Annotated in this window: 7 protein-coding genes and 1 pseudogene; 4 read left to right on the top strand and 4 right to left on the bottom strand. The window is 70.9% G+C overall.

Features of this window, described 5'->3' with window-relative positions; genetic code table 11:
• Positions 1 to 220 precede the first annotated feature (220 nt).
• Positions 221 to 1,351, bottom strand: a complete 1,131-nt coding sequence (gene alc, locus ACFCZF_RS28555) for an allantoicase (protein WP_376674069.1) — start codon at positions 1,349 to 1,351, stop codon at positions 221 to 223.
• Between the two features lie 62 nt (positions 1,352 to 1,413).
• The gene (allB, locus tag ACFCZF_RS28550) at positions 1,414 to 2,751 is read right to left on the bottom strand and encodes an allantoinase AllB (protein ID WP_375922941.1); all 1,338 of its coding nucleotides are present in this window, start codon (positions 2,749 to 2,751) and stop codon (positions 1,414 to 1,416) included.
• Between the two features lie 230 nt (positions 2,752 to 2,981).
• Between allB and allR the strand changes: the two genes are divergently transcribed.
• Positions 2,982 to 3,785, top strand: a complete 804-nt coding sequence (allR, locus tag ACFCZF_RS28545; protein WP_376674068.1) for an allantoin degradation transcriptional regulator AllR — start codon at positions 2,982 to 2,984, stop codon at positions 3,783 to 3,785.
• A gap of 21 nt (positions 3,786 to 3,806) precedes the next feature.
• On the opposite strand, the gene ACFCZF_RS28540 is transcribed toward allR, so the two are convergent.
• Positions 3,807 to 4,121 (bottom strand): DUF5955 family protein, encoded by a 315-nt coding sequence (locus ACFCZF_RS28540; RefSeq protein ID WP_375922935.1) that lies wholly within the window; start codon positions 4,119 to 4,121, stop codon positions 3,807 to 3,809.
• A gap of 198 nt (positions 4,122 to 4,319) precedes the next feature.
• Here ACFCZF_RS28540 and ACFCZF_RS28535 point away from each other — a divergent pair, with 198 nt between their 5' ends.
• Both ACFCZF_RS28535 and aceB read left to right on the top strand, forming a co-directional pair.
• Positions 4,320 to 4,928 (top strand): NTP transferase domain-containing protein, encoded by a 609-nt coding sequence (locus ACFCZF_RS28535; protein ID WP_376674067.1) that lies wholly within the window; start codon positions 4,320 to 4,322, stop codon positions 4,926 to 4,928.
• Positions 4,929 to 5,112: 184 nt separating this feature from the next.
• Complete coding sequence (gene aceB / locus ACFCZF_RS28530) at positions 5,113 to 6,735, top strand: malate synthase A (protein WP_376674066.1); 1,623 nt, start codon at positions 5,113 to 5,115, stop codon at positions 6,733 to 6,735.
• A gap of 71 nt (positions 6,736 to 6,806) precedes the next feature.
• On the opposite strand, the gene ACFCZF_RS28525 is transcribed toward aceB, so the two are convergent.
• On the bottom strand, positions 6,807 to 7,721 hold the full coding sequence (locus ACFCZF_RS28525; protein WP_376674065.1) for a HipA family kinase: 915 nt from the start codon (positions 7,719 to 7,721) through the stop codon (positions 6,807 to 6,809).
• Positions 7,722 to 7,951: 230 nt separating this feature from the next.
• On the opposite strand from ACFCZF_RS28525, the pseudogene ACFCZF_RS28520 reads away from it, so the two are divergent.
• A pseudogene (locus ACFCZF_RS28520) lies at positions 7,952 to 8,683 on the top strand (hypothetical protein); the annotation flags it as partial.

The following is an 8,683-nucleotide window of genomic DNA, read 5'->3' as shown; positions in this document are numbered from 1 at the left end:
AAAAGAGGCGGGACACACGGTTTCTTTCCATCTGGTCCCCCCCGCGGGTCTTGGAGGGCCGGCCGCCCCGTTCCGGTGGGGCGGCCGGTCCGTTGATGGGTCGGCCGCCCCGTTCGGCAGGCGACCGGTCCGTTGATGGGTCGGCCGCCCCGTTCGGCAGGCGGCCGGTCCGTTGGTGGGTCGGCCGCCCGTTCGGCAGGCGACCGGTCCGTCTACGGGGTCAGCCGCCGAGTTCCTGGTGGCGGGCGGCCAGGTGGGTCGCGCCGCCCTCCGTCAGGGAGCCGAACAGGCGCAGGCGGGAGATGCCGCCGTCGGGGAAGATGTCCACGCGCGCGTGAGTACCGACGGCCGCCTCGGGCAGGACGAAGCGGTGGTTGGTGTCGGGCTGCATCCGGGTGCGCGGCAGGACCTCGCGCCACTCGCCGGACTCGCCGTCCTTCACGGACACCGACGCCCAGCCGGCCGAGTTGCCCTTCAGGTACGCCGTGTCGATCTCGATCGCGCGGATCTGGACGCGGTCCGCCAGGCGGTAGCTGATCCAGTCGTTGCCCTGGTCGCGGCGGCGGCGGGTCTCCCAGCCGTCGTCCATCTTGCGGGAGCGGCCCGGCTGGATGGTGTTGGTGGCCGGCGAGTAGAAGAGGTTGGAGGCGTCCTCGACCTGGCCGCCGTTCTCCAGGGCGACCACGTCGAAGGTGCCGAGGGCGGTGAGCCACGCCGGGTCCGGGACGACCTCGCCGTACACGCGCAGGCGGGCGATGCCACCGTCGGGGTGCTGCTTGAGGCGCAGGTGGGTGAAGCGCTGCTCGGCCGAGACGGCGAAGCCGTTGGCCGCGTGACCGCCGACCGCGGTGCGCGGGACGAGGGTCGTCCACTTCACGTCGTCCGCGAGCAGTTCCTCGGGCGACGGGGAACCGGCGACCGAGGCGCCCTCGACGGAGACCGCCTGCGGGTAGTTTCCGCGGAAGTGGGCGGTGTCGACGACGATGCCGCGGATCACGCCGGGCGCGCCGAGGCGGATCAGCGCCCAGTCGTGGTCGTCCTCGGTGGGCCAGGGTTGCTCGGCCGACACGCCGCGCCGCCGGCGGGTCTCCCAGCCGTCCATGACCTTGCCCTTGTGCCCGAAGTGCTCGGGGTCGAACTCGGCGGGCTCGGGCACCAGCAGGTTCTCTCGCTGGGCGAAGAACTCGTCGTTGGCGGCGACGACACCCGCGCCGAGCTGCCGGTCGGCAAGGTTGGCGTACTGGGTGAAGGGGAGGTCGGCGGTGCGGTAGTCCGCGTACGGGTCGCCGCCTCCGTAGGGGTTCGCGTCTCCGGTGAAGCTGGCCAACGAGGGGTTCTGCTGGGCCGTCACGGTGATCAGGTGTTCCTTTCGGGGTCGTTCGAGGTGATCTGGATTCAGGGGGTCCGGACGGTTCAGGTCCGGGTGAGGAGCTGTCCCTTCGGCTCGGTGAACGCGCCGTCCGCCACGACGCGCTGTCCGCGCAGCCAGGTGGACTTCACGACGCCGTACAGGGTCTTGCCCGCGTACGCGGTGACGCGGTTGCGGTGCTGGAGGGCGGCCGGGTCGACGGTGAACGTCTCGTCGGGGGCGAGGATCGCGAAGTCGGCGTCGTGGCCGGCCGCGATGGCGCCCTTGCGTCCGTCGAGTCCCACCTGGCGTGCCGTGTTCGCGGACATCCAGCGCACGATGTCCTCCAGCCCCAGACCGCGCTCACGAGCCTTGGTCCACATGGCCGGCAGGCTGAGCTGGAGGCCGGCGATGCCGCCCCAGGCGGTGGCGAAGTCGTCGGTCTTGAGGTCGGCGGTGGACGGCGAGTGGTCGGTGACCACGCAGTCGATCGTGCCGTCCGCCAGCGCCTGCCACAGGAGGTCCTGGTTGGCGGCCTCGCGGATGGGCGGGCAGCACTTGAACTCGCTCGCGCCGTCCGGCACTTCCTCGGCGGTCAGCGTGAGGTAGTGGGGGCAGGTCTCGACGGTGACCTGTACGCCGTCGGCGCGGGCCTCGGCGATCATCGGCAGGGCGTCGCTGGAGGACAGGTGGAGCACGTGCACGCGCGCGTTGAGCCGCTTGGCCTGTGCGAGGAGCGTGGCGATCGCGGTGTCCTCGGCGTCGCGCGGGCGGCTGGCGAGGAAGTGGGAGTACTTCGGGCCGGCCTGCTGCGGGGCCGCGGCCAGGTGGTGCGGGTCCTCGGCGTGCACGATGAGCAGGCCGTCGAAGGCCGCGATCTCCGCGAGTGACCGGGCGAGCTGCTCCTGGTCGAGGTGCGGGAACTCGTCCACGCCCGACGGCGACAGGAAGGCCTTGAAGCCGAAGACCCCGGCCTCGTGCAGCGGGCGCAGGTCCTTGACGTTGTCGGGCAGGGCGCCGCCCCAGAAGCCGACGTCGATGTGGGCCTTGTCGGCGGCGACGTCGCGCTTGGTGCGCAGGTTCTCGACCGTGGTGGTCGGCGGGATGGAGTTGAGCGGCATGTCGACGAGGGTGGTGATGCCGCCGGCCGCCGCGGCGCGGGTGGCGGTCCAGAAGCCCTCCCACTCGGTGCGGCCGGGGTCGTTCACGTGCACGTGGGTGTCGACCAGGCCGGGCAGCACGACGTGGTCGCCGACGTCCTCCAGCCGGGCGCCCGCCGGGACGGGGGCGTCGTACGGCAGGACGGCCGTGATCTTCTCCCCGGTCACCGCGATCGACGCGGCGCGTATCCCCTCGGGAGTGATGACGCGCGTCGAGCGCAGCACCAGTTCAGCTTCGGACACCCGAACCTCTCTCTCGCCGATTTCAACGTTCTGTTGAAGAAGTCTTCATTCCCGGTTCCGCGCCGTCAAGAGGCACCCTTTGTGCGGGCATGCCCAGCGGGCAGACCCTGGACGTTTCCACAAAGCGGAATTAGAATTCCAGCAAGCAGAACGTAGCTACGTACAAGCCGGGAGTCAACCGGCCGCCGGGTACGCTTCTTTCCTCCCGCCAGCCCCGAAAGGAACGTGCCGTGCCGACGTCCAGCGCCAGCACCACCGACTCCGCCAGGTCCGCCACAGGCGGCGTCCAGTCCCTGGAGCGCGCCTTCGACCTGCTCGAACGGATGGCGGACGCGGGCGGCGAGGTCGGCCTCAGCGAGCTCTCCGCGAGCAGCGGGCTGCCGCTGCCGACCATCCACCGTCTGATGCGCACCCTTGTGGCCTGCGGATACGTACGCCAGCAACCCAACCGCCGCTACGCGCTCGGCCCCCGCCTGATCCGGCTCGGTGAGTCCGCCGGCCGGCTGCTCGGCACCTGGGCCCGCCCGCACCTGGCCCGCCTGGTCGAGGAGACCGGCGAGACGGCGAACATGGCATTGCTCGACGGCGACGAGATCGTGTACGTCGCACAGGTGCCGTCCAAGCACTCGATGCGCATGTTCACCGAGGTCGGCCGCCGCGTCCTGCCGCACTCCACGGGCGTCGGCAAGGCGCTGCTCGCGGACTTCCCGGCGGACGAGGTGCGGGCCCTGCTGGGCCGGACCGGCATGCCGGCCGCGACCGACAAGACCATCACCACGCCGGACGGCTTCATCGCGGCGCTGGAGGACGTGCGGCGCCAGGGATACGCGATCGACGACAACGAGCAGGAGATCGGCGTGCGCTGCCTGGCCGTCTCCGTGCCGAACTCCCCCACCGCGGCGGCGATCTCGATCTCCGGCCCGGCCGGCCGGGTCACGGAGGCCGCGACCGACCGGATGGTGCCCCTGCTCCAGCAGGTGGCGGCGGAGCTGTCGGAGGCCCTGCTCACCTCGAACGGCAACCCGGCCGCATAACGCGCCCCCTGGCCGATGGACTCAGCGGCGCGGGGGGTCGCCGAACAGTTCCACGGCGTGCCGGACCTCCGTCAGCCCCCGGGACAGGGCGCTGACGGAGCCGATCGCACCGGCTATCAGGAGCAGGGCGCGGTGCAGCCGCGCGACCTCGGGGACACCGTGGTTCGTCATCGCGGCAAGGTCGGCCAGCTCGTCCTCGGCGATGGCGCGGTCCGGGAAATCGGCAGGCAACAGAGCGAGCTGGCGGCGCAACCGGGACACCGCGGTCCGCAGTGCCGCCACCCTCACGTCCTCGTCACCCACGGTCACTTGCCTCTGCCCCAAGCTCCGCAACACAGCCCTCCCCCTCGCACCCCTTCGTGCGCCCCTACGTGGTGATCGCGCCGAGCGCCCCCTGACGCTGGTCGGGCGCCGGGGACGCGGGCCAGTAAACGCCACCCCGCACCGGACGCGCCACCGCGCGGACCGAATTTCAGTCTCCCGAAACCCCGCGCACGCCGGAGCGTTTGGCGAGCGGTCAGGTATGCAGGACGCATGACGGAGAACGAAGGCCAGGTAGCGGGGCTGCTGCTCGCCGCCGGGGGCGGGCGGCGACTCGGCGGACGCCCCAAGGCTCTGCTCGAACACCGCGGACATCCGCTCGTCGAACACGCGATCGCCGCGTTGCGCGCGGCCGGTTGCGCCCGCGTGCACGTCGTCCTGGGGGCGCGGGCCGACGCCGTACGCGCGCGGGCGGCGCTCGGCGGGTGCGTCGTGGTGGACAACCCCGACTGGGAGCAGGGCATGGGGTCGTCACTGCGCGCCGGACTCGACTCGCTGGCCGGCCCGGCCGGGGCGGGGGTACGGGCCGCACTGGTCTCACTGGTGGACCAGCCCGGCATCGGCGCGGCGGCGATGGCGCGGGTGCGCGCCGCCTACCGGGACGAGACGTCGCTCGCATCGGCGGCGTACGCGGGTGTGCGCGGGCACCCCGTCCTCCTCGGCGCCGCCCACTGGGCAGGTGTCTCGGCGACTGCCACCGGTGACCGGGGGGCACGCGCCTATCTGAGGGAACACGAGGCGGACATCACGCTCGTGGAGTGCGGAGACGTGGCACGGCCGTACGACATCGACACCGAGGCCGACCTGCGCCACCTTGAGTGAGGGAGATGGCACTGGGCGCCACTGTCCCTCGACTCAGAGAATCTCGACATCAACAAACCATTGAAGTTCCACAATGAGGAAACTACTATCCACTGATCAGAAGCACTCGACCGCACAACGAGTGCGCAATGCCCCATACGTGCCCGTTGGCACCCGGTGCCACCGCTGAAGGAAGTGACAGCTCATGTCCGCACCAGCGCCGTCCACGCTGGCCATCGTCGACGCCGAGCCCCTGCCCCGGCAGGAGGAGGTCCTCACCGATGCGGCGCTCGCCTTCGTGGCCGAGCTGCACCGGCGGTTCACGCCCAGGCGTGACGAACTCCTCGCCCGCCGTGCGGAGCGCCGCGCCGAGATCGCCCGCACCTCCACGCTCGACTTCCTCCCGGAGACCGCCGCGGTCCGCGCGGACGACTCCTGGAAGGTGGCCCCCGCTCCGGCCGCGCTGCAGGACCGCCGGGTCGAGATCACCGGCCCGACCGACCGCAAGATGACCATCAACGCCCTCAACTCGGGCGCGAAGGTCTGGCTCGCGGACTTCGAGGACGCCTCCGCACCGACCTGGGAGAACGTCGTCCTCGGTCAGCTCAACCTGGCCTCCGCCTACACCCGGAGCATCGACTTCACCGACGAGCGCACCGGCAAGTCGTACGCCCTGCGCCCGGACGCCGAACTGGCGACGGTCGTCATGCGCCCGCGCGGCTGGCACCTCGACGAGCGCCACCTCCAGGTCGACGGCCGGCCGGTCCCCGGCGCCCTGGTCGACTTCGGCCTGTACTTCTTCCACAACGCCCAGCGGCTGCTGGACCTCGGCAAGGGCCCGTACTTCTACCTGCCGAAGACGGAGTCGCACCTGGAGGCCCGCCTCTGGAACGAGGTCTTCGTCTTCGCGCAGGACTACGTCGGCATCCCGCAGGGGACCGTCCGCGCCACCGTCCTGATCGAGACGATCACGGCCGCGTACGAGATGGAGGAGATCCTCTACGAACTGCGCGATCACGCCGCCGGCCTGAACGCGGGCCGCTGGGACTACCTGTTCTCCATCGTCAAGAACTTCCGTGACGGCGGCGCCAAGTTCGTCCTCCCGGACCGCAACGCGGTGACGATGACCGCCCCGTTCATGCGCGCGTACACCGAACTCCTCGTCCGCACCTGCCACAAGCGGGGCGCGCACGCGATCGGCGGCATGGCGGCGTTCATCCCGTCGCGCCGGGACGCCGAGGTCAACAAGGTCGCCTTCGAGAAGGTCCGCGCCGACAAGGACCGCGAGGCCGGCGACGGCTTCGACGGCTCCTGGGTCGCCCACCCCGACCTGGTCCCGATCGCCATGGAGTCCTTCGACAAGGTGCTCGGCGACAAGCCCAACCAGAAGGACCGCCTGCGCGAGGACGTCGACGTCAAGGCGGCCGACCTGATCGCCGTCGACTCCCTGGACGCCAAGCCGACGTACGCGGGCCTGGTCAACGCCGTGCAGGTCGGCATCCGTTACATCGAGGCGTGGCTGCGCGGCCTCGGTGCGGTCGCCATCTTCAACCTCATGGAGGACGCGGCCACCGCCGAGATCTCCCGCTCGCAGATCTGGCAGTGGATCAACGCGGAGGTCGTCCTCGACAACGGCGAGCAGGTCACCGCCGAGCTGGCCCGCAAGGTCGCCGCCGAGGAGCTGGCGAACATCCGCGCCGAGATCGGCGACGAGGCCTTCACGGCCGGCAACTGGCAGCAGGCCCACGATCTGCTGCTGACCGTCTCCCTCGACGAGGACTACGCCGACTTCCTGACGCTGCCGGCGTACGAGCAGCTGAAGGGCTGACGCCCGGCTCCGTTCGACGCACGACGTCCGCGCCCCCGGTACCGCACAGCACCGGGGGCGCGGTCTCGCGTTCAGCCCAGGTGCGCGGACCAGTCCCGTTCGGCGGGCGGCTTGCCGTGCAGGTCGGGGACCCGCTTGAGCCAGTCGGGCCGGCCACGCCGGGTGCGCTCCGCGCGGGCGGCGTTCTCGGCGGCGAGTTCCTCGCGGGTCGGGAAGTCGGTGGGCAGCCAGCCGCGGGAGGCGCGGACGCGCGCGTGCAGATAGCCGACGTAGGCGCCCCGGACCTCGTCCGGCGTGTCGAAGCCGGCCTCGCAGGTAAGCCAGGCCTCCGGTACCCGCGCCACCACCTCGCGCAGCAGTTCCTCCGTCACCTTCGGCGCCAGCTCGGCGTCGGCGGCACGGACGTCCGGCGCGTAGTGGCCGAGGGCGTGGTGTCGGAAGTCGTACGCCTTTTCCGGTGCGGAGGCGTCCCAGCGGTGGTGGAAGACGAGGGCCGCGCCGTGGTCGATCAGCCACAGCCTCGGCGGGACCGTGCCGGAGGTCGGCCACACCATCAGGTTGGAGCTGTGCACCGTCCGGTCGACGTTCACGGTGAGGGCGTCCAGCCAGACGACGCGGCCGGCCTCCGCCGCGTCCACCGGGAACATCTCGACCAGCTCGGGCGTGAGGTCGGCGCCGCCCGACAGGTAGTCCATGCCGAGGTTGAGCCCCGCGCTGGCGTCCAGCAGGTCGCGCACCTCCTGGTGCGGTTCGTCGGCGGCGATCGCCGGGTCGAAGTGGGCGAGCACCAGCTCGGGCACCCGCAGCCCCAGCTCCCGCGCCAGCTCCCCCACGATCACCTCGGCGACCAGCGCCTTGCGGCCCTGCGCGGAGGCGGTGAACTTGACGACGTAGGTGCCGAGATCGTCGGCCTCGACGACGGCGGGGACGGAGCCGCCGGAGCGCAGGGGCTCGATGTAGTGGGTGGCGGTGACTTCGGTGAGCATGCGGTGAGCATATGGCGGGGCTCTCAGCCGCACGCGGCGACGAGCATGCTGAAAAGTTATAGGTACTCCACGCGGCGAAGGCACCCCAGACTGTGCCGTCGAGTGAACCACTCGACCCAAGGAGTGCCGTGTTCAGAACGAGAGCAAGATCCCAGGCGGACTCGATACCGTCCACCGGTCCGCGCCCCAGGACTCGGTGGCGGCCGGCCACCGCGCTGGCATCCTCGTTGGTGGGGCTCGTCCTCGCCGCGGCGACGATCCTCGTGGCGACGCCCGCGTCGGCCGCGCCGTCCACTCCGGACTTCGGGCCGGCCATCGACGCGTATGCCGATTACGACCCCCAGGACACCTGTGATCCGACCGCCAAGCCGGGCGCCGTGGGCCTCCGTGACCTGCTCAACGAAGCGTACGGCTCTCACACTTCCTATTTCACCCGTGCCTGCGACAGCGGTGGCACGAGTGAGCACAAGGAAGGCCGTGCGCTGGACTACATGCTCAACTACTACGACTCCGGTGAGCGCGCCGTCGCCGAGGACGTCCTCACCTGGCTGCTGAAGACGGACAAGCACGGCAACAAGCATGCCAATGCCCGGCGACTCGGGATCATGTACCTGATCTGGAACGACCGGATCTGGTCGTCGAGCCAAGCCGCAGACGGGTGGCGGGAGTACGACGGCAGCAATCCGCACACGGACCACATCCACTTCAGTCTCAGCTGGGCCGGTGCGCGCCAGCAGACCAGCTGGTGGCAGTGGGAGGAGCCCGAGACCCCGGGTCACAGCGTGACGGGTGACTCGTTCTCCGACCTGGTGGCGTTGAAGCCGGACGGCACGATGTCGCTGTACTCCAACAACTTCGTCCGCGACGACGGCGACCCCTACGGCGACGTCCGCCAAATCGGCCACGGATGGAACAACTACAACCGCATCATCGCAGCCGACGCCACCGGCGACGGATACACC

Source organism: Streptomyces sp. NPDC056296, from assembly GCF_042268605.1.
Taxonomy (GTDB): Bacteria; Actinomycetota; Actinomycetes; order Streptomycetales; family Streptomycetaceae; genus Streptomyces.
The sequence above is the reverse complement of the archived record's forward strand: the minus strand, read 5'-3'. Positions and strand labels throughout refer to the sequence as shown.

Coding starts and splice junctions, on each gene's coding strand:
- aceB (WP_376674066.1), top strand. CDS start 5,113: ATGTCCGCACCAGCGCCGTCCACGCTGGCCATCGTCGACGCCGAGCCC.
- ACFCZF_RS28535 (WP_376674067.1), top strand. CDS start 4,320: ATGACGGAGAACGAAGGCCAGGTAGCGGGGCTGCTGCTCGCCGCCGGG.
- ACFCZF_RS28525 (WP_376674065.1), bottom strand. CDS start 7,721: ATGCTCACCGAAGTCACCGCCACCCACTACATCGAGCCCCTGCGCTCC.